The sequence below is a fragment of the Peribacillus sp. FSL E2-0159 genome (genome assembly GCF_038643155.1).
Taxonomy (GTDB): domain Bacteria; phylum Bacillota; class Bacilli; order Bacillales; family DSM-1321; genus Peribacillus; species Peribacillus simplex.
Map to the genome: position 1 here is coordinate 1,305,622 of NZ_CP152053.1, position 20,613 is coordinate 1,326,234.

Here is a 20,613-nt window from a genome sequence, read left to right on the forward strand (position 1 = left end):
GTAAATCTAATTGGATACAGAAACCTAGTCAAAAAGACGAAAGTATTTCTGGTATGATGGATCTAGATATTATGTTGTAAGGGGGAAAAGAGATGTCACTCCGTTTTTTACTGGGAAGATCGGGTGCAGGGAAAACTTCGAATATATTGGGCGAAATTCGCTCCAAATTGGCAGAAGATCCCGAAGGAAATCCAATTATCTACCTCGTTCCTGATCAGATGACGTTTCTATCTGAATATAAATTAATTAAAACACCAGGCCTTGCCGGAATGATTCGGACACAGGTTTTCAGTTTTAGCAGGCTTGCTTGGCGCGTTCTTCAGGAAACGGGGGGGATGAGCCGGCTACATTTGGACAGTGTTGGCGTTAATATGTTGATACGGAAGATCATGGATGATAAAAAGGAAGAGTTAAAGATGTTTCGTCGATCTGCCGATAAGCAGGGGTTCATTGCACAGATGGAGCTAATGCTGGCTGAGTTCAAGCAGTATTGCATCCAACCTGATGACATTCAAAACTATTTGGCCGAAACCTCACAGGCCGGCAGCGGCATTCAGGATAAACTGCATGATCTTGAATTGGTCTATCAGGCTTTTGAGGATGAAATGGTTAACAAATATTTAGATTCCGAAGATTATTTCACTTTGCTGATCGAAAAAATGGCAGAGTCTTCATATATAAGGAATGCAGATATATATATCGATGGTTTTTATAGCTTGACTCCACAGGAATTATTGATTGTGGAAGAAATGATGAAGCTGTGCAGGAGTGTAACGATCTCGCTGACGTTAGATCAGCCCTACAGACAATATGCTCCGGATGATTTGCAATTGTTCAGGCAAACAGGAAATCTTTATCATCACCTTTATCAGGCTGGATTGAGGAATGGCATAACAATTTCAGAAGATCGAATCTTAAAAGGATCGGAAAGGTTTGGAAAGAGTCCGGGGCTGAATCATCTGGAAACCTATTTTGCCATTCGACCTGCACAAACGTTTGAGCAGTCACCTGATGTAACGATCGCCCAGGCAGTTAACCGCAGAGCTGAGATTGAAGGGGTTGCCCGGGACATCTTGTCGCTGGTCAGACAGAAACAGCACCGTTTCCGTGATATTGCGATTTTAGTCCGTAATGGAGAAGCATACGCAGATATTTTACAAACTGTTTTTCGGGATTATCAAATTCCCTTGTTCGTCGATTCCAAACGGACGATGCTGAATCATCCTCTGATTGAACTGATTCGTTCCACTTTGGAGATCATCAATGGCTATTGGCGTTATGAGCCGGTATTTCGTGCAATCAAGACGGAGCTTCTATTTCCGCTGCAAAAAAACCACGATAGGATGCGTGAACAGGTTGATAAGTTGGAAAACTATGTGCTGGCCCGTGGCATTAAAGGAAGCAGGTGGACGTCCAAAGATCGTTGGACCTATCGGCGTTTCCGCGGACTGGAACTCGAGGACCGGAATCAAACTGATAAGGAAATGCGGCTTGAGCAAGAGTTGAATGAGATGAAGCAATTATTTACCGAGCCTATCTTGAAGCTCTCAAAACGTGTTAAAAAGGCTGATAATGGCAGGGAATTGTGTGAAGCCCTTTATCTATATCTTGAAGAATTGCATGTACCGGAAAAATTGGAAAAGCTGAAACAAGAGGCAGAAGAAGCAGGTGATTTGGTATCGGCAAGAGAGCATGAGCAAACATGGAATGCGGTTGTCGACCTATTAGACCAATTCGTTGAACTGCTGAGCGGGGAAGAGCTTTCCATGAAACAGTTTACGGTAATCATTGAAGCTGGTCTGGAGTCTCTTGAATTTTCTTTGGTACCGCCGGCAATTGACCAAGTATTAGTCGCTAATCTAGACTTATCCCGCCTGGATGATGTGAAGACAGCTTTTGTTATCGGCCTGAACGAAGGGGTTCTGCCAGGAAAAGCTGTATCTGATGGGATATTTTCAGATAGTGATCGTGAGGTGCTGCTGGCTGGTGGACTTGATGTGGCCCCAAGTTCAAAAGTGCGCCTGCTGGATGAGGAGTTTACAGCGTACAAAGCATTTACTACGCCTGCTGAGGCCCTTTATTTATCATATCCGCTTGCTGATGAGGAAGGAAAGGCACTTTTACCCTCATCCTATTTAAAACGGGTAAGGGACGTATTGCCTAACGTTTCCGATGTGTATTATATGAACGATCCGTCCGATCTGTCTGCTGAGGAACAGGTGAAATATGCTGCAAATCATGATGTGGCCCTATCGTACCTGGCTGCCCAATTGCAGCTGAAAAAAAGGAACTATCCAATCCATTCACTATGGTGGGATGTATATAATGCCATTATTGATGATGAAATGGCCGGTCCTTCAGCAACTAAGGTTTTATCGAGCCTTTTTTATCAAAATAGGACAAAGAAATTATCTGAGGAAACAAGCAAGCAATTATATGGTGAGAGCATTCTTACAAGTGTATCCCGGATGGAAATGTTCAATAGCTGCCCGTTTTCCCATTATGCCGCACATGGCTTGAAATTACGGGAACGGCAAATTTTCCGTTTGGATGCACCGGATATAGGCGAGATGTTCCATGGAGCGTTGAAAATGATTTCCGATTACTTAAAGGAACATGATATTCCTTGGTCTACATTGACCTCGGAACAATGCTTGGAGTTGGCCAGAATTGCTGTGGAGAGACTTGCTCCTAAACTTCAAAATCAGATTTTGTTAAGTACGAACCGCCATCACTATTTACGCAGGAAACTGGAACACGTGATTGGACGGGCCTCGATCGTATTAAGTGAACATGCAAAGGTGAGCGGTTTTGCTCCAATCGGATTAGAACTTGGATTCGGAAAAAATGGCGAGTTGCCTCCACTTTCTTTCACATTGAAAAACGGTACGAAGATGGAATTGATCGGGCGGATCGACCGCGTGGATAAAGCGGAAGAAGATGAGGGTGTCTATTTGCGTGTGCTCGATTATAAGTCGAGTGAAAAGGAACTGAACATGAGTGAAGTTTATTATGGACTCGCGCTCCAAATGTTGACATACCTTGATATCGTCGTCACCCATTCCAAGTCGCTTATTGGTAAAGAAGCGATTCCAGCCGGCGTTTTGTATTTTCATGTGCATAATCCCGTTGTCAAATCAAAGGGAATGCTCAGTTTGGATAAAATTGAAGAAGAAATTTATAAAAGTTTTAAAATGAATGGACTTGTACTAGATCATTCAAATGTCATTCAGATGATGGATACCTCGCTTGATATTGAAAATTCGGGTAAGTCGGATATCATCCCAGCTGGATTTAAAAAGGACGGATCGCTCCTGGCGGCTTCCAAAGTTGCCAGCAGGGAAGAGTTTTCGCTTCTGAATCATCATGTGCGCCGTATTTATCAGGAGGCTGGTGATCGAATGGTCGATGGTGATGTGGATATAACGCCATACAAATTAAAGGAAAAAACGCCGTGTACCTTCTGTTCCTTTAAATCTGTATGCCAATTCGACCAGTCACTGGAGGAGAACCAATTCAGGAATTTGGCACAGAAAAAACAAAATGACGTTCTTGAGCTATTAAGGGGAGAGGGGGAGAGTGATGAGTAAAACGAAAATTCCTGCTCTGCCAGGAGACGTGACTTGGACGGAAGATCAATGGAAGGCGATATGGGCTAAAGATCAGGACATTCTGGTTGCGGCCGCTGCAGGGTCAGGGAAAACGGCGGTGCTGGTCAATCGTATCATTCAAAAAGTCATTTCAGAAGAAGATCCAATCGATGTTGATGAACTGCTCGTGGTTACATTCACCAATGCCTCGGCTGCCGAGATGCGCCATCGGGTAAGTGAGGCATTAGAAAAAGCGATCAATGATAATCCGCATTCACAGCATTTGCGTAAGCAGTTGAGCTTGATTAATCGTGCATCGATTTCCACACTTCATTCCTTTTGTTTAGAGGTCATCAGGAAGTATTATTATCTGACGGATATCGACCCGGGCTTCCGGATTGCAGATTCTACGGAGATCCAGCTTCTCCGTGATGAAGTGATGGAAGAGCTTTTCGAGGAGCAGTATGGCCAAAGTGATAATGAAGAGTTCTTTAATTTGGTTGATGCTTTCACAAGCGATCGAAACGATGATGCACTTCAGAATATAGTTCGATCGCTGCATGATTTTTCGCAATCGAATCCAGACCCGGACCGATGGCTCGATGGTGCCGCTAGCATGTATGAGCTGGCAGATGATGATGAGATTGATGACCTTTCGTTTATCGATTCATTGAAGTTCGATATTGGCTTACAATTGGACACTGCCAGGGATTTATTGGAACGCTCGCTTGCGTTGACAAAAGTCCCTGGGGGGCCGGCACCAAGGGCTGAGAACTATATAGCTGATCTTGCCCTGGTTGCTAAACTTTCGGAAGTGAAGGAACAATCCTGGAATGCCCTTTATGAAGAAATCCAAAACGTGAAATTTGGAACGGCAAAACGCCTTACTGGTGCAGATTTTATCAAAGAAGTTACGGAAGAGGCTACCAAGTACCGGGATAAGGCGAAGAAGATCATCAAATCATTACAGGAAGAGTTATTTTCCCGTAAACCGGAAAGCTATCTGCGGGATATAAAGGAGCTCAAGGATTATGTCGATACGCTAGTAATGCTTGTTAAAAGGTTTGATGATCGATTCTTTGCTGCAAAAGCAGAAAAGAACTTGGTGGATTTCGCGGATTTGGAACATTATTGTCTACGGATTTTGACAGGGGAAACTGTGGATGGTGAACGAAAACCATCAGCAGCAGCCATCGAATACAGGAACCAGTTCAAAGAGGTACTTGTTGATGAATATCAGGACACGAACCTGGTTCAGGAATCCATCTTAAGACTGGTGACGGCTGACGGCGAATATAATGGGAATCTTTTCATGGTAGGCGATGTCAAACAGTCCATTTACCGGTTCAGGCTTGCCGAACCGAATCTCTTCCTTGGAAAATACACACGTTTTACCCATGATGGTGTTGATTCCGGACTGAAAATTGATTTAAACCGCAATTTCCGGAGCCGAAAAGAAGTTCTTGATGGGACCAATTTCTTGTTTCAACAGTTGATGGGCATTACAGTTGGTGAGATTGATTATGATGAAGATGCCCAATTGAAAAAAGGTGCCCCATATCCCGAAGACGATCCAAACCCGATTGAACTCCATTTAATTGATGGAACAGTCGATCCGGAAGCTCATTCGGAAGCGGAAGGATCGGATGGCGGGTTTGAGGTTGAGGAGCTTGAAAAAGCGCAGCTCGAAGCAAGGCAGATGGCAAAGCTCATTAAAAAGGCTATAAGCGAAAAGCATCGGATATATGATACGAAAACCAAAATGTACCGCTCTGCCACTTATCGAGACATGGTCATTCTTCTTCGTTCGATGCCATGGGCACCGCAAATTATGGAGGAATTTAAAAAGCAGGGAATTCCAGTCTATGCCAACTTGTCGACAGGGTATTTTGAAGCGACAGAAGTTGCCATCATGATTTCCTTATTGAAAGTGATTGATAATCCGCAACAGGATATCCCATTGGCATCCGTTCTCCGTTCACCAATCGTCGGACTGGATGAAGAAGAGATGTCACAGGTGCGTTTATTCCATACAGGGAGCTACTACGAAGCGCTAGCTGATTTTTATAGAAAGAGTGATCCGGAAGAACATCCGGGGCTTTATGAAAAAGCCTCAGCTTTTTATAAAAAACTAGTGAAGTGGAGGAAGCTTGCCAGGCAGGAGGCATTATCAGATTTAATCTGGCTTCTGTACCGCGAAACGCAGTTTTATGATTTTGCAGGTGGGATGCCGGGTGGCAAACAGCGTCAGGCCAATTTAAGAGCTCTGTATGACAGGGCAAGGCAATATGAGGCGAGTTCTTTCCGCGGTCTGTTCCGTTTCTTGCGGTTCATAGAAAGGATGCAAGAACGTGGAGATGATTTAGGGGCAGCTCGGGCTTTAGGGGAACAGGAAGATGTAGTCCGGCTGATGACGATTCACTCCTCAAAAGGGCTTGAGTTCCCGATCGTTTTCATTGCCGGTCTTTCCAAGCAATTCAATATGATGGATTTACGCAAGCCCTATTTACTGGATAAGGATTATGGCTTTGCGGCAAAGTATGTGAATTCTGAATTACGGATAACTTATCCATCCCTCCCTCAATTGGCTTTTAAGAAAAAAAAGCAGCTTGAATTAATTGCCGAGGAGATGCGTGTCCTCTACGTGGCCCTTACAAGGGCTAAGGAAAAGCTTTATTTGATTGCCAGTATCAATGATGCAGAAAAAACGCAACAGAACTGGGAAAGTAATGCGGCACATGGAGATTGGCTATTAAAGGACTATGTTCGGGCAGGTGCAAAAAGTTATCTTGATTGGATTGGTCCATCCCTTGTCCGACATCGGGATTCTCTTGGTGCTGCAGGTCTTGGCTTGGAAATGGAGTCGCATCCATCGAATTGGTCCATTTCCGTCATTCCAAGCGAAGAACTTGCTGTTCTGGATGAGGAAGAGGCACTAGTTCAAGAGCAAATACTTGATCATGTTCAGAAATCGGAGAAGGTCGGTATCGTTTCCGAGTTTTATGATGATATCAAGGAACAGCTAGAATGGGAATACCCCGAACATGAGGCGACGGTGTATCGTTCCAAGCAATCCGTTTCTGAACTAAAACGTCAATATGAACTTAAGGACGAGCAAAGTTCCACAGAGTTGTTGCGTAAATTTAAGCGTCCTATCACGAAGCGTCCGACTTTCATGCAAGAAAAGTCACTGACTCCTGCTGAAAGGGGTACGATTACACATTTAGTCATGCAGCATATTGATCTATCTAAGGAGATTACCATTCAATCAATTCAGGAACTGATGGTTGACTTGATTCAACGCGAGTTGTTGACGGAGGAACAGAAAGAAGCTGTGGATCCGGAGACGATCGTCGATTTCTTTGACAGTGAAATCGGTCAAAGAATGCAGAGGGCCGAAAGCATTCGTCGTGAAGTGCCATTTACGATGTCGTTGCCTGCAAAGGAAGCTTATAGCGATTGGGCAGCTGGAGATGAAGAGATCCTTATCCAAGGTGTGATTGATTGTATCTTTGAGGATGAACAAGGCCTTGTGCTTCTAGATTATAAAACGGATACAATCACCGGACGTTTTGCTAGCGGGTATGAAGGGGCAAAAGAGATTCTTGCCGATCGATACCGGATGCAGCTTCAGCTCTATACGAGGGCTGTTGAAGGGATAATGAATAAGAAGGTAACCGGCCGTTACTTGTTTTTCTTTGACGGCTCGCATTTATTGGAAGTATAAGAGAGAAGGAGTGTCCCATTGATGTGGGACGCTCTTTTTGGTTAAATAAACAGAATAGTTTGAAAAGGTGTAAATGCTTACTATATACTAGTGGAGAAAAATACCTTTTTAAAGGAGTAGAGATGAGTATGACGAGTGAGATCAAGAGCAAGGGATACTTTGGTGAGTTCGGTGGAAGTTTTGTACCAGGTGAACTTCAGGAAGTTATGGATATTTTAGAAACGGAATTCCTGAAATATAAGGATGACCCGGAATTCATTGAGGAGTTTCAATATTATCTGAAAGAATATGTCGGACGCGAAAACCCGTTAACATTTGCAAAGAATTTAACGAAAAAGGTTGGCGGGGCAAAAATATACTTGAAGCGTGAAGATCTGAATCATACAGGTGCTCACAAAATTAATAATGCGATTGGACAAATCCTACTCGCTAAACGTATGGGTGCCAAACGCATCATCGCAGAAACTGGGGCTGGACAGCATGGTGTGGCGACTGCGACAGCATGTGCGATGTTTGGCATGGAGTGTGTGATCTATATGGGTAAGCTGGATACGGAGAGGCAGGCATTGAATGTCTTTCGGATGGAATTGTTGGGGGCAAAAGTTGTAGCTGTCGAAAAGGGACAGGGTCGACTGAAGGCTGCCGTTGATGAGGCATTGAATGATTTGGTACAAAACTATGAAAATACTTTTTACTTGCTTGGTTCAGCAGTGGGACCACACCCATATCCAACGATCGTTAAGCATTTCCAATCAATCATAAGTGAAGAATCCAAGCGCCAGATCCTTGAAAAGGAAGGAAAACTGCCAACTGCCATCATTGCTTGTGCAGGAGGGGGAAGTAATGCCATTGGAGCTTTTGCGCATTATATCGATGAAGAAAATGTCCGCTTAATTGGTGTAGAGCCAATTGAAGCCCCAAGTATTTCGCAAGGGGTACCGGCAGTATTGCACGGATTCAAAAGTTTGACGTTAGTGGACGAACAAGGGGAACCAAAACCGACATTTTCCATAGCCGCCGGTTTGGATTACCCAAGCGTGGGACCCGAGCATAGTTTTTTGAAAGATAGCGGACGAGCGGAGTATGTGACGGTAAAAGGGGAAGAAGCTCTTGAGGCTTTTCAGGTATTATCCAAAACAGAGGGAATCATTCCAGCACTCGAAAGCTCACATGCTCTAGCACACGCCATGAAGCTTGCAAAAGAGTTAACAAGAGATGATATACTGATCATTAATTTATCAGGCAGGGGAGACAAAGATGTTGAGCAAGTATTTAACATGTTAGAAAAATAGGCCGAAATAAAAAGCCTCCCTGGAATTGGGAGGCTTTTTATTTCTAATTATTCCCTGTAATGGGCTGATCGATCCCATTGATATCAAGGACATTGCTTCCATTCAGGCCATTGGCCGTAAACACGATTGCAGCTGTGTTCCCTGAACCGGATCCGGAAACCGATTTGGAGGAAGACTTAGGGGAAATGACGGCGCAATCACCGAATAACAGGTTTCCTTCCGCGACATTAAATATTTGAATTGGGCCGATAATGGCGGGCATATGAACCCCTCCTTTTAAAATTTAAGTGTTGTTGGTTGAATCCACGACTGGCGCTTCTTCGATTTTTTTAGGAACTTCCCGAATATGTTTCACTCTTGATTCCATACGTGCATGGCCTACGTTTCCCACACCAACTACAGATGAGGCTGATATCCCGATTATATTGATATTGCCGACCCGTATGAAGGGATTCGGATTTGAAAAACTTGATATGACTGGTTCAGTCAATCTCGGAATATAAAATGGTCTCTTGAAAATTTCATAATCTTCGAAATGAATATCGACTGACTGGAAAGTTTCACTTCTCTTTTGGATCGCTAAAGCCTGGGAATTACCGTCTATATATGAAGTATCCCCGATTTGCAGAGTGGAGCTGAATGATACCGTGTCGGATAATAAAGATTTTACTTTTGATATTCTAGAAAACATGTTGTTATTTATCCTCCCGGAGAAAGCGGCACGAGTGGCCCGATAATAAGGGATTCCGGCGGGGTATCGAATGCTGAGGATAGTTGGACCGTTTGTACATCCCCTATGAGAAACAAAGCAGAGCTTGCTACACCGGTAATTTTAATATCTCCTACGCAAAGCTGATGATTGGTTACATTAAACTCCATTTAAATTTCCTCCTGTCTCGGCTTGTGAATGGGTAATGAATTGAAATAGTGCGGTTTGAATATCGGATTTCACCTTTTCCCTGATCTTTTCCTTGATATTATCCCTTTGCTGCGGAGCACGTTCAGCGTACGAAAGATTATCGAAATACATATTGATCCGTTGATGCAGCTGGCGTTCGACGTCCTGCTTAATGAAGTCATGATAAGAGGGTTCCAATGATATTTTTAGCTGGTTTTCCGCATCGTGAATCATACTTTCCAAGTCTGAAAGTATATCGTTGTGAATTTCCTGGACGACGATCTCCCTGCCTGGAAATAGGTTAGGGGCAGGTTGGACAGGTTGGTTGTTTACGGCAAATTCGTCAATGTTGTTAAGATCAGTTGGATTTAAACCGATATTCAATGTTCCATCTAGAGATTCGACCTTTAACTGATCGAATTTATATTCAATTTTATCAACATGGATTGGCGGTTTATTTTTCAGCTCGGCTAGTTCATCTGTCAGGCGTTTGAGTTCGTGTTCAAGTTTCATGATCCGTTTATCCTGGGCTTCAAGAAAACGCTGCATTTGTATGGAATATGAATAAAGATCCTGATTCACGATTCAACACCCCGCCTTCACAATAAGTTAATTTCATATAAGACAGTATATGAAAAAGCTGGAGGTAGGTGAATGCCTATGAACTAGGAAGGTGTGAACGGGACAAAACTGGTTAATGGGATTACATCAGCTTCAATTTCGGGAGCAGGCTCGGTGAATCCACCGGTATTGGCTAATGTGGAATATGGTTTAATAACCCCTGCACTTCCTATTTGAAAAACGGATGAATTGGCGATGCTTTCAATTTTTATCATATTGATTTGTATGGTCTGGTGAATATTGAAGATCATGCTGACTCCTTTCTTAAAAACATTAGAGATTTAAGACCAGTGGCTGATCAACACCATCTGTATCATTTGTATTTGTGGTGCTATAGGCATTATAAAGGGATATGGATTCACCCGTATTAAACGAGCCAGCACCTGCAAACGTTTTTGAAGTGGAATATGGACTAATTTTAAAGACGTCACCAATATGGACAATTCCACTGCTACCGACGTTGATGACTTGAACGATTCCTACGATGGCCGGCAAGAAAATCACCCTTTTTTCATTCTGGTTTTCCCCTTGAATCTCAGGACATGAGCCTAACATTGAAGGGAGTTTCAATGTATTGTATGTTGACTCATGATTGATGTGATTCATCTGCCTATCCAATATATTGTTATATAACAATGGTGGGTATTATTGAAATAATGGTAACAGATATGGTAATATAATACTAATTCAGAATTTTCAAATAAAATAAGAGGTGAGGAAATGAATGTACCGTTAGTATTATCGCATTTCTTAGATCGAGCAGCCTTACTATATGGCAATAAGAAAGCCATAATTGGAGATGACAAGGTATTAACCTACTCAGAGTTGAACGGCCGTGTAAACCAGCTTTCAAACGGTTTAAGGGATCTTGGAGTCAAAAAGGGCGATAAGGTGGCATATTTGGCACCTAACTCAGTTGAAATGCTTGAAGGTTTTTATGGGGTATTTCAACTTGGGGCCGTAATCGTTCCATTGAATATCCGCTTGAAGCCTGCTGATTATGTATTCATTTTGAACCATAGCGAGTCAAAGGTCCTTTTCGTAGATCAGGAATTGTATCATCTAATTTCACCTGTCAAGGATGAACTTGAAACAGTGGAGCACATAATCGTACATTATAAAGATGAAAAGATAAATGAAACCGATTACAACCATTGGTTGGAACGTTATGATAACATGAGCTTTAACCGGGAGTCAGTGGATGAAAATGATGTTTCGAGCCTCCTTTATACGAGCGGGACCACAGGAAATCCCAAAGGAGTGATGCTGACACACCGCAACAACTATTTACATGCCCTAGGTGCGATGCATCATTTCAGGGTCAATGACCGCGATACATATTTGCATGTACTGCCGATGTTCCACGTGAATGGGTGGGGGGCCCCATTTTATTATACGGCAAATGGTGCCACTCAAGTTTGTTTGAGGAAAACCAGCCCAGAAAGGATATTTGATGCACTGCAAAAGCATAAGGTTTCCATAATGCATATGGCACCAACGGTTCTGAATTCCCTGTTTCAATATTATGAACGGAATGTTCCGAATATCGAGCAGGATATCCGAATCGTTGTTGCGGGTTCCGCACCGCCTCCTGCATTCGTTACAAGGGTGGAAAAAGAGTTGGGCTGGGAATTTATTCAAATTTACGGAATGACTGAATCAACACCGGTTAGTCTGATATCTCTGATTCGTTCTGAATTCGATGATCTTTCGGAAAAAGAAAAATACAGAATGAAGGCGAAAGCCGGATATCCCATCATAGGCAGTGAGGTAAAGGTTATCCATGACAATGGTGAGGAAGTTGCCCATGATGGCGTGGATATCGGGGAGCTCATCGTACGCAGTCATGGAGTGATGTTAGGTTATTGGAAAAATGAAGAAGCGACCAGCCAGACACTGATAAATGGATGGCTGCATACTGGGGATATGGCCACAATCGATGAAAATGGTAATGTTGATATCGTTGACCGCAAAAAGGATATAATCATTAGTGGCGGAGAAAATATCTCTTCCATAGAAGTGGAAGGAATACTCTACGAACATCCGGACATTCTTGAAGCGGCAGTCATTGCCGTTCCACATGAAAAGTGGGGAGAGACGCCGCATGCCTTCATTGTGCCAAAACCGGGTGTGGAATTAACGGAGGATGATATAAAGACCTTTACACGGGAAAAATTAGCTCATTTCAAATCAGTTACCAGTGTGTCGTTCGTGGGGGAGCTTCCTAAAACGGCATCGGGGAAAATACAAAAAATCCATCTCCGTAATGATTACTGGGAATCTAAGGGAAAAACAGGCAGATTCGTTAATTGATGCTCGCTAAACGCTGTTCAGAAATGATCAGCGTTTTTTTTCTGTTTGCCCGTTCGAAGGGTTTCATATTAAGCTATGAAGATATCGATCCTGATGAAATGAAGATTAATAGGGCGATATGTTCCCATCCGTAAATAAGCCATATTAACTCATGCCATTGTGGATAAATGATGATCATTCTGAGCATTGAAATTTGTTTCGATAAAAAGCTTCCAGTTTAATGATAAAGTGTTACTATTATAAAATATTTCAAATTATTATAATTTTTCTTTTTCATCATGTTTATTCTAATAGTTTTGGATTGTGGGGGAGAGCATTGAAACGTATTCATTATAGCTGGGTTATTTTAATCATAACATTCTTCTCGATCATTGTAGCCGGAATAGTTAGGTCATCATCGGGAGTATTCATCGTACCATTTGAAAATGAGTTCGGATGGGACCGGTCCGTCATTTCTTTAGCCTTCGCCATAAGTCTTTTTCTTTATGGATTATCGGGTCCATTCATGGCCGCTCTAATTGAAGTGCTTGGATTGAAGAAAATGATGATATTGGCCATGTCCACTTTATTGGCAGGGATTTTCCTCACTTTTTTCATGGAGCATGAGTGGCAGCTCATTCTAATTTGGGGAATTATCATTGGATTGGGTTCTGGAGTGTTTTTAACGGTATTGAGCCCATATGTGGCAAATCGTTGGTTTGAGAAAAGGCGGGGGCTGGCGGTCGGGATACTAACGGCAAGTACGGCCACAGGTCAGCTCATTTTACTACCGGTTTTAGCCATCATCATTGAGAATTACTCGTGGAGATGGGCGATTGGATTAATTTTGGTACTTAGCTTGATCATGCTGGCAATCATCCTTTTATTCATGAAAAACAATCCGAAGGAAGTAGGCACTCTTCCATATGGATTAGAAGAGGAAAGTCATGGGGCTATTACAGTCCAAAAGAAGAACCCCATCGCCATGGCTTTTCAGTCGTTGATTGAAGCAGTGAGAGTGAAGGAATTCTGGTTATTGGCAGGAAGCTTTTTTATATGCGGACTTTCAACGAGCGGGTTGATCGGCACACATTTCATTTCTTACTGCATTAGTTTTGGTTTACCGGTCGTGACGGCAGCATCACTGCTATCTTTCATGGGAATCTTTGATTTGATTGGTACGACTGTATCCGGGTGGTTATCAGATCGTTTTGATAACCGTTGGCTGTTGTTTTGGTATTACGCTCTAAGGGGTGCTTCCCTCGTATTACTTCCTTTTGCGCTTAATGAAGGCTCAATCGGTCTATTGATCATCTTCTCCGTTTTTTATGGTTTGGATTGGATAGCCACTGTTCCTCCGACCATAAGCATTTCAAGGCAAGTCTTTGGCATGGAGAAAAGCGGGATTGTATACGGTTGGATATTCGCGGCCCATCAGGTGGGTGCAGCAGTGGCGGCGTACGGTGGAGGGCTTATCTTCAAAATATTTAACTCCTATACATGGGCATTCTTCCTTGCAGGAATCTTTTGCTTATTGGGCAGCTTGTTTGTCATATTGATAAAAAAGCAAAAAGCGGTCACGAAGGTTAAAGATGCTGTAATGGAGTTATAGAAATGATGTTAAATCTGTATGGATGAAAGAGGGTGTACCTATGAAGGGCACGATGGTTCCATTGCAGGAAAGTAAACGGATCGTAAGTATCGACATTTTACGAGGATTAGCCATTTTAGGGATTTTTTTAGTGAATATGCCTTCTTTCCACTCTCCGCTCTTGTACATAGATGGTGCCGAGCGGTGGTCTGGAGGATGTGACAGGATTTTGTACAGATTCAGTGATATTATCGCACAGGCCAGCTTTTATCCGTTATTTGCCTTTCTGTTCGGTTTTGGGGCAATCATACTAGCTGTAAGGAGTGAAGAAAAGGGTATTTCATTTCCTTTACTATATATGAAAAGGCTAAGTTTCCTGCTGATACTTGGGTGTATTCATGCTTTTTTCATCTGGCATGGGGACATCCTCATTAATTATGCTGTATTTGGGTTTGCCTTTTTATTTTTTTATAAGATGAAAGGCAGGAATTTAATTCTGCTAGGCTCAATTTGTTATGTCCTGCCTTTTGCGATATTGGGTTCGCTATTTCTTATAATGGGCATTTTTGATAGGGAAGGGATGGCAATTATAACTGATTCTGCGATGATGAAGCAGTCTTTGGAAGTTTATCAATCTGGTACATTTACGGAAATAATGAGTCAAAGGGCACTAGATTGGTATATGGTGAACAACCCTTATAATGCCATTATCCTTTTTTTATCGATTTTTCCGTTTTTTTTAATTGGAGCAGGCGTTGCAAAACAAGGCTTTCTCCAAAAACCAACTCAATATAAACGACAATTGAAAGCGATATCGATTGTAAGCTTGCTGTTGGGCATGTCAATTAAGATACTGCCATATGTGACGGTATACCATTTTGGTACGATATTCGTGCAGGATTATTTGGGAGGACCGTTACTTACGATTTTTTATATCACGGCAATCGCGCTTTTGGCGGAGCAGGCAGGGGCTTCCCGCCTTTTACACCCGCTTTCATATATCGGAAGGATGTCGATGAGCAATTACTTGTTCCAATCGATGGTATGTACGGCCATTTTTTATTCATATGGTCTTGGTTTATATGGATCAGTCTCTTATACGACGGGGTTTGTTTTCTTAATAGCCCTGTTTTGCCTGCAAATCCTGCTTTCCTTATTGTGGATGAGGCTGTTTAAATACGGACCGGTTGAATATATATGGCGTTTTGTTACATATGGTAAAAAGCCGGTTATGCGTAGGTAGGGACCAGTTAAGAAGAAATGTAAATGATGTTCATTAAATTGTTGATTTTACCCATTCAGGTGAATCCTTAGTTTTGTTTTTTTGTAAAAGCCTATGATATGATGATATGGAAACTGAACGAGGGGGCAAAAAAATGACACATATGCATATTACAGCTTGGGTTATCGGAATCATTCTTTTCTTTGTCACATATTCGATGCTTAAAGGTGGAAATCCGAAAGCAAAAATGCTACATATGATAACACGGTTGTTCTATCTATTGATTTTCCTTACTGGCGGTATGCTGATCACTGATTTTGGTGCTTACGCAGTAAAAATGATTGTTGGAATCATAGTGATTGCGGCGATGGAAATGGTGTTGGTACGTACAAAAAAAGGAAAAAGCACAAGTGCCATGTGGATATTGTTCATCGTAGCGCTTGTATTCGTCCTTTATTTAGGGCTTTCGCTGCCACAAGGAATGGACTTTTTTTAATAAAGAATTAAAACGGGTAAATGAGGAGATCTCATTTACCCGTTTTCTTTTACCCGTTATTGTGAATTCACTTTCTCAATGATGATCCTTTTACCCGTGTTCAGGGTGAATTCAAAACGATCGTGATCCTTTTTCCCATAAGAAAAATGGTGCTGAACGAGACATATTTGGCTCTCGTTATCAAAGGTGAAGAAATTCACGCCGGACTGGTTAGGGACGGCCCTTAAAAAAGTGAGCTGGTTATAGCTATATATACAATCATAAATAGAAAAATCAAGTGAATTCAATGTCGTTACAAATTGGAAAAAGGAATCGTCGTTCAATTCTTCCAATAAACGTTCAAAAGAGTAGAGCAGTTTTTTGCGTATCCGAATGGGCTCATTTTCCCTTAAGAAGGTGATTTCCCGGTGAAGCAGGATTTTTCCCTCTTTTTCAACTACTCCTTGCTGCCAGCGCCCACCCCTGTACACTTCAATGATGCTATCAACGTGGTCTTCAATGGAGCAGGCCTCATCTGTTTCATCATCGAAAAAAATCCATTGTTGATTGATATTTTCCACTGTTCCTTCGGTAAAAGCTCTTGTTTGCCTGTTCATTAACTTGGTTCGTTGTTGCTGACTCATACATATACCTCCAATAGTGGAATCCTCACCTACTTTTTAGTCAAAATCCAATGAAAATATAACTGTATATTTTAAAATATTATGGACAAATAACCATCTTTCCGTCTTTGCATAGGCTATGTTTAAACACGGGATTCTTTGCTCAACAATTCATTAACAACGCCAGGCGTTGTGGGCAGGGGTCCTACGGAATGATGCTGATCGATACTTAGGAACTGTAAATCTTTTTAAGACAGGGAGCCAATATATTTTTGATAGTCCGGATAGAAAGGATGAAGTGTAAAATGTGTGGGATAACAGGCTGGGTGCATTTTCAAAAAGATTTACGGACAAAAACGAAAACACTGGAAAACATGACAAAAACGTTGGCAAAGCGGGGGCCAGACGAAGAAAATGTTTGGAGCGAAGCCCATGTTGCCTTTGGTCATAAACGGTTAACGGTTGTCGACGCGGAAGGCGGAAAACAGCCGATGACGAAAAATCACGAAAACGGCAGATATACGCTTTGTTATAATGGCGAGCTATATAACACCGAGGATATTCGTAAACAGCTATTATTAAAAGGATATTCCTTTAACGGTCATTCTGATACAGAAGTTTTGCTAACTTCTTATATAGAATGGAAAGAAAAGTGCATTGACTTGTTCAATGGGATTTTTGCGTTTGCGATTTGGGATGAAAAGGAACAAAAATTATTCGTTGGAAGAGATCGCATGGGGGTAAAACCATTCTTTTATACGGAAAGGGACGGCGGGTTCATTTTCGGATCGGAGCTTAAGGCGATTCTGGCCCATCCGGATGTTAAAACGGAGATTGACCGCGAAGGGTTGTCTGAAGTTTTTGGTGTTGGTCCATCCCGAAAGCCAGGTTCAGGCATATTTCATAATATCCAGGAATTAAGGCCTGCCCATGCGCTTACCTTATCAAGGAAAGGCCTCCGGATTTGGAGATATTGGAATGTGAAAAGCGAAGAACATCGGGATACGCTTGATGAGACGGCCGAGAAGGTTCGCTTCCTTGTCGAAGATGCAGTGACACGGCAACTTGTATCAGATGTTCCACTTTGTACCTTCTTATCAGGGGGGCTTGACTCAAGCGCGATAACGGCCATTGCTGCAAATGCCTATCAAAAAGAAGGGAAAGGCCAGCTTCATACGTATTCCATTGATTATGAGGATAATGAGCGCTATTTTAAGGCAAATGATTTTCAGCCTAACTCCGATGGGTATTGGATTAAAAAGATGTCGGATAGTTTTAACACGGTTCACCATTCATCGATCATCACTCAAGAGCAGTTGACGGATTATTTAACAGAAGCTGTCCTTGTAAGGGACCTCCCAGGTATGGCGGATGTCGATTCTTCTTTACTTTGGTTTTGTAAGGAAATCAAGCGGGATTTTGTGGTAGGGCTGTCCGGCGAATGTGCGGACGAAATTTTTGGAGGCTACCCTTGGTTTCATCGTGAGGATGATTTGAATCGTGCTGGTTTTCCATGGATGAGATCGACAGGCGAGCGGGTATCTTTATTGAAAACGGGATGGCGTGAGAAATTGAAGCTAGAAGAATATGCGCAGGAAGCTTATTTGACCACCCTTGCCGAAACGCCTAAATTGGAAGGGGAAAACGGTGTAGCAGCAAAGCGGAGAGAGCTTTTCTATGTGAATTTATTATGGTTCATGACGACGCTCCTTGACCGGAAGGACCGGATGAGTATGGGTGCAAGTCTAGAGGTGCGCGTGCCATTTGCCGATCATCGTCTTGTTGAATATGCATGGAACATTCCTTGGGAAATGAAAATGGAAGGCAACCGTGAAAAGGGTATTCTAAGGAAGGCGTTGGAGGGGCTATTACCGGTTGAAGTATTGTATCGAAAAAAAAGTCCTTATCCAAAAACCCATAACCCTATATATACAGACCGTGTGCAGGCATGGCTGAAAGACTTACTGACGGATAAAAATTCGGTCCTGCATGAGTTTTTCGATAAACAGAAGCTAACCGATATAGTAGATTCCAAGGGTGCCGCTTTTAAAGTGCCGTGGTTCGGGCAATTGATGTCAGGTCCACAGTTGCTCGCTCACTTGGCACAAACCCATGTATGGTTCAAAGAATATGACATCCAAATAATCGATTGAAAAAAACGGGGCGGATGATTTTCATTGCCCCGTTTCATTGCCTCAATGATTGAATGCGAGAATTTTATATTGATAACCACCCAATTCAAATTTACCTTCCTGTGTGGTTTCTTTTGTTCTTAAATCCGTTAGTGTACGTCCTTTCAAATCAAAAGGGAGGGTAAAGGATTGCTGGACATCCGTCGGATTGATGAGGATCACGACAGACCGTTTTCCATTATACTTTTGGTAGGCCACGATATTTTCGTTTCCGGCTGTATCAAGGAATTTGAACTTTCCGTCATTGGCAAGTAATCGTTCTTCTTTTCGCAATAGGATCAATGCCTTAATTTCATTGAAAAGCTCGGTATTTTGTTTTTCTTCTTCCCAGACCATGCATTTTCGGCACCCTGGATCCATGCCTCCGGTTAAGCCGATTTCATCTCCATAGTATATACAAGGGCTGCCATTGAATGTCAGCAGGATTGCGTGGATGAGCTTGGTTCGAGCTAGATCTTCCCCGCAATCCGTGAAAATCCGCGGTGTATCATGGCTTCCAAGAAGATTGAATGTTACGTCAAAGACATTGGTGGGATAACTGTGATAGATGGCTGTCATTTCTTCTGTGAACTCGCGTGCATTGATGGTTTGAGAAGCGACCAAGCGAAAAACTTGGTTGGTAAAAGGGTAATTCATGACCGCATCGAATTGATCGCCGCGAAGCCATGGCATCGAGTCATGCCAAATTTCCCCAAGAATATAAAGGTCAGGCTTTATATTTTTCACCGTTGTTCGAAATTCACGCCAGAATGGCTGATCGACCTCATTTGCCACATCGAGCCGCCAGGCGTCTATATCGAACTCCTTGATCCAATAGGCCGAGACTTCGAGCAGATATTCTTTCACCTCCGGATTCGCCGTATTCAATTTTGGCATCGATTCAAAAAAACCGAATGTTTCATAATTGGGCCTTTCCCCTCCCTTAAGAGGGAAGCTGTGTGGGTGGAACCAGTCCTTATATTTCGATTTCTCTCCTTTTTCTAGTAAATCCTGAAAAGGGGGGAAATAGTAGCCGCTATGGTTAAAAACGGCATCCAGCATGACCCGTATATTCCTTTTGTGGCATTCGGTTATTAGTGTTTTCAATGTTTCCTTCGTCCCGAATTGCGGATCGATACTCCGATAATCAATCGTATCGTATTTATGATTGGAGTAGGCATGGAAGATTGGCGTGAAATAAATTCCATTGATGCCGAGATTCTCTAGGTAATCCAAATGCTCAATGATTCCTTCGAAGTCCCCGCCAAAAAAATTATCCACGGCCGGATCTTCACTTCCCCAAGGTTTCACACCTTCCGGATCGTTGTCGGGGTTTCCGTTCGCGAAGCGTTCAGGGAAAATTTGGTACCAAGTTGTATCTTTTACCCATTCCGGTGCCCCGAAAACTTCATTTTGATGTAGATAGGGAATCGCGAAATAGCTTCCTGGATCTCGGGGGGGTTCTTTAAAGAAGCCCTTTTCCGTATAAATGGCACTTTCATCTTCTGAGGATACCTTGAACCCATATCGAATTCTTCGGTAGGGAGGCTTCACATAAATATGCCAATAATCATAACGGTTATCGCTGCCTGACAAACTCATTGGAAGTTCTTCGTACTGCCATTGCCCATTATCAGAAATGTATGGATCCCCAAAAATCAATCCAACTGAGGAGATATCTGTTTTTTTCGTACGTAGGCGGATATGTAGGGTTTCAGTGTTGATGGGATAGCTGTAATTGTCATTAGGTCTATGGTGTATGGATGAAAATTCCATTTAAAATCACTCCAGTTCTATAAGTATTTGAGGATGTGAATATGAAAAAGGGATCTTCAGGCTGTTTATGGGGGTCTATGCAGTTAAGTTACTAAGCCGTGTTTAAGTTTTTTTTCAATATGGTTATATACCCAATTCCAAATGAAAGAAGCACTTATTAACTAAAAAATAACAAAAAGTGTTCATCACTACAAGGAAATAAATACGTCGAGGAAAATGTTGTAAAAACCAAAGCCGTTCATATAATGATAACAATAGCTTTGGCATCGCTTTCATTAAGGGGCTTAATTTGAATGACTGAACTGAAAAACAGTATTATTTGATGCTTTTGGACA

General features: G+C 42.4%; 16 protein-coding genes. 8 read left to right on the forward strand and 8 right to left on the reverse strand.

The features are described from left to right. Window positions 1-92 precede the first annotated feature (92 nt). The 3 genes from addB (at window position 93) to trpB (ending at window position 8,609) form a co-directional block, all read left to right on the forward strand. Complete coding sequence (gene addB / locus NYE63_RS06520; RefSeq protein WP_342604540.1) at window positions 93-3,590, forward strand: helicase-exonuclease AddAB subunit AddB; 3,498 nt, start codon at window positions 93-95, stop codon at window positions 3,588-3,590. Beyond that, window positions 3,583-7,317 carry a helicase-exonuclease AddAB subunit AddA gene (gene addA / locus NYE63_RS06525; RefSeq protein ID WP_342604541.1) on the forward strand — a complete coding sequence of 1,245 codons (3,735 nt, stop codon included), beginning with the start codon at window positions 3,583-3,585 and terminating at the stop codon, window positions 7,315-7,317. The genes addB and addA overlap by 8 nt, the downstream gene beginning before the upstream one ends. 122 nt (window positions 7,318-7,439) lie before the next feature. Beyond that, complete coding sequence (gene trpB, locus NYE63_RS06530) at window positions 7,440-8,609, forward strand: tryptophan synthase subunit beta (RefSeq protein WP_342604542.1); 1,170 nt, start codon at window positions 7,440-7,442, stop codon at window positions 8,607-8,609. Window positions 8,610-8,652: 43 nt separating this feature from the next. On the opposite strand, the gene NYE63_RS06535 is transcribed toward trpB, so the two are convergent. The 6 genes from NYE63_RS06535 to NYE63_RS06560 all read right to left on the reverse strand — a co-directional run bounded on the left by NYE63_RS06535 (window position 8,653) and on the right by NYE63_RS06560 (window position 10,623). Continuing rightward, on the reverse strand, window positions 8,653-8,871 hold the full coding sequence (locus NYE63_RS06535; RefSeq protein WP_342604543.1) for a spore germination protein: 219 nt from the start codon (window positions 8,869-8,871) through the stop codon (window positions 8,653-8,655). A 21-nt stretch (window positions 8,872-8,892) separates the two neighbouring features. Further along, window positions 8,893-9,300: a spore germination protein GerPE gene (locus tag NYE63_RS06540; RefSeq protein ID WP_283901526.1), complete on the reverse strand. Its 408-nt coding sequence runs from the start codon at window positions 9,298-9,300 to the stop codon at window positions 8,893-8,895. An 8-nt stretch (window positions 9,301-9,308) separates the two neighbouring features. After that, window positions 9,309-9,488 carry a spore gernimation protein GerPD gene (locus tag NYE63_RS06545; protein WP_283901527.1) on the reverse strand — a complete coding sequence of 60 codons (180 nt, stop codon included), beginning with the start codon at window positions 9,486-9,488 and terminating at the stop codon, window positions 9,309-9,311. Then, complete coding sequence (gene gerPC, locus NYE63_RS06550) at window positions 9,478-10,089, reverse strand: spore germination protein GerPC (protein ID WP_342604544.1); 612 nt, start codon at window positions 10,087-10,089, stop codon at window positions 9,478-9,480. Before gerPC ends, NYE63_RS06545 begins: the two co-directional genes overlap by 11 nt. Window positions 10,090-10,172: 83 nt before the next feature. Next, window positions 10,173-10,379 (reverse strand): spore germination protein GerPB, encoded by a 207-nt coding sequence (locus NYE63_RS06555; protein WP_283901529.1) that lies wholly within the window; start codon window positions 10,377-10,379, stop codon window positions 10,173-10,175. Window positions 10,380-10,401: 22 nt separating this feature from the next. After that, complete coding sequence (locus tag NYE63_RS06560) at window positions 10,402-10,623, reverse strand: spore germination protein (protein WP_034315507.1); 222 nt, start codon at window positions 10,621-10,623, stop codon at window positions 10,402-10,404. Window positions 10,624-10,848: 225 nt separating this feature from the next. Between NYE63_RS06560 and NYE63_RS06565 the strand changes: the two genes are divergently transcribed. The 4 genes from NYE63_RS06565 to NYE63_RS06580 all read left to right on the forward strand — a co-directional run bounded on the left by NYE63_RS06565 (window position 10,849) and on the right by NYE63_RS06580 (window position 15,729). Further along, entirely contained in the window at window positions 10,849-12,441 is a 1,593-nt protein-coding gene (locus NYE63_RS06565) for a long-chain-fatty-acid--CoA ligase (protein WP_342604545.1), read from the forward strand. A 316-nt stretch (window positions 12,442-12,757) separates the two neighbouring features. Next, on the forward strand, window positions 12,758-14,032 hold the full coding sequence (locus NYE63_RS06570) for an MFS transporter (RefSeq protein ID WP_342604546.1): 1,275 nt from the start codon (window positions 12,758-12,760) through the stop codon (window positions 14,030-14,032). Between the two features lie 40 nt (window positions 14,033-14,072). Beyond that, entirely contained in the window at window positions 14,073-15,254 is a 1,182-nt protein-coding gene (locus NYE63_RS06575; RefSeq protein WP_342604547.1) for a DUF418 domain-containing protein, read from the forward strand. 133 nt (window positions 15,255-15,387) lie between these two features. After that, window positions 15,388-15,729: a YisL family protein gene (locus tag NYE63_RS06580; protein ID WP_076367205.1), complete on the forward strand. Its 342-nt coding sequence runs from the start codon at window positions 15,388-15,390 to the stop codon at window positions 15,727-15,729. Window positions 15,730-15,785: 56 nt separating this feature from the next. On the opposite strand, the gene NYE63_RS06585 is transcribed toward NYE63_RS06580, so the two are convergent. Further along, window positions 15,786-16,352 carry a DUF2777 domain-containing protein gene (locus NYE63_RS06585; RefSeq protein ID WP_342604548.1) on the reverse strand — a complete coding sequence of 189 codons (567 nt, stop codon included), beginning with the start codon at window positions 16,350-16,352 and terminating at the stop codon, window positions 15,786-15,788. 284 nt (window positions 16,353-16,636) lie between these two features. Between NYE63_RS06585 and asnB the strand changes: the two genes are divergently transcribed. Beyond that, a complete protein-coding gene (gene asnB / locus NYE63_RS06590; protein WP_342604549.1) occupies window positions 16,637-18,484 on the forward strand; it encodes an asparagine synthase (glutamine-hydrolyzing) in 1,848 nt (615 codons plus the stop codon). A 42-nt stretch (window positions 18,485-18,526) separates the two neighbouring features. Here the strand turns inward: asnB and NYE63_RS06595 are convergent, their stop codons facing one another. After that, window positions 18,527-20,278 carry a glycoside hydrolase family 13 protein gene (locus NYE63_RS06595; protein WP_342604550.1) on the reverse strand — a complete coding sequence of 584 codons (1,752 nt, stop codon included), beginning with the start codon at window positions 20,276-20,278 and terminating at the stop codon, window positions 18,527-18,529. Between the last annotated feature and the right edge of the window lie 335 nt (window positions 20,279-20,613).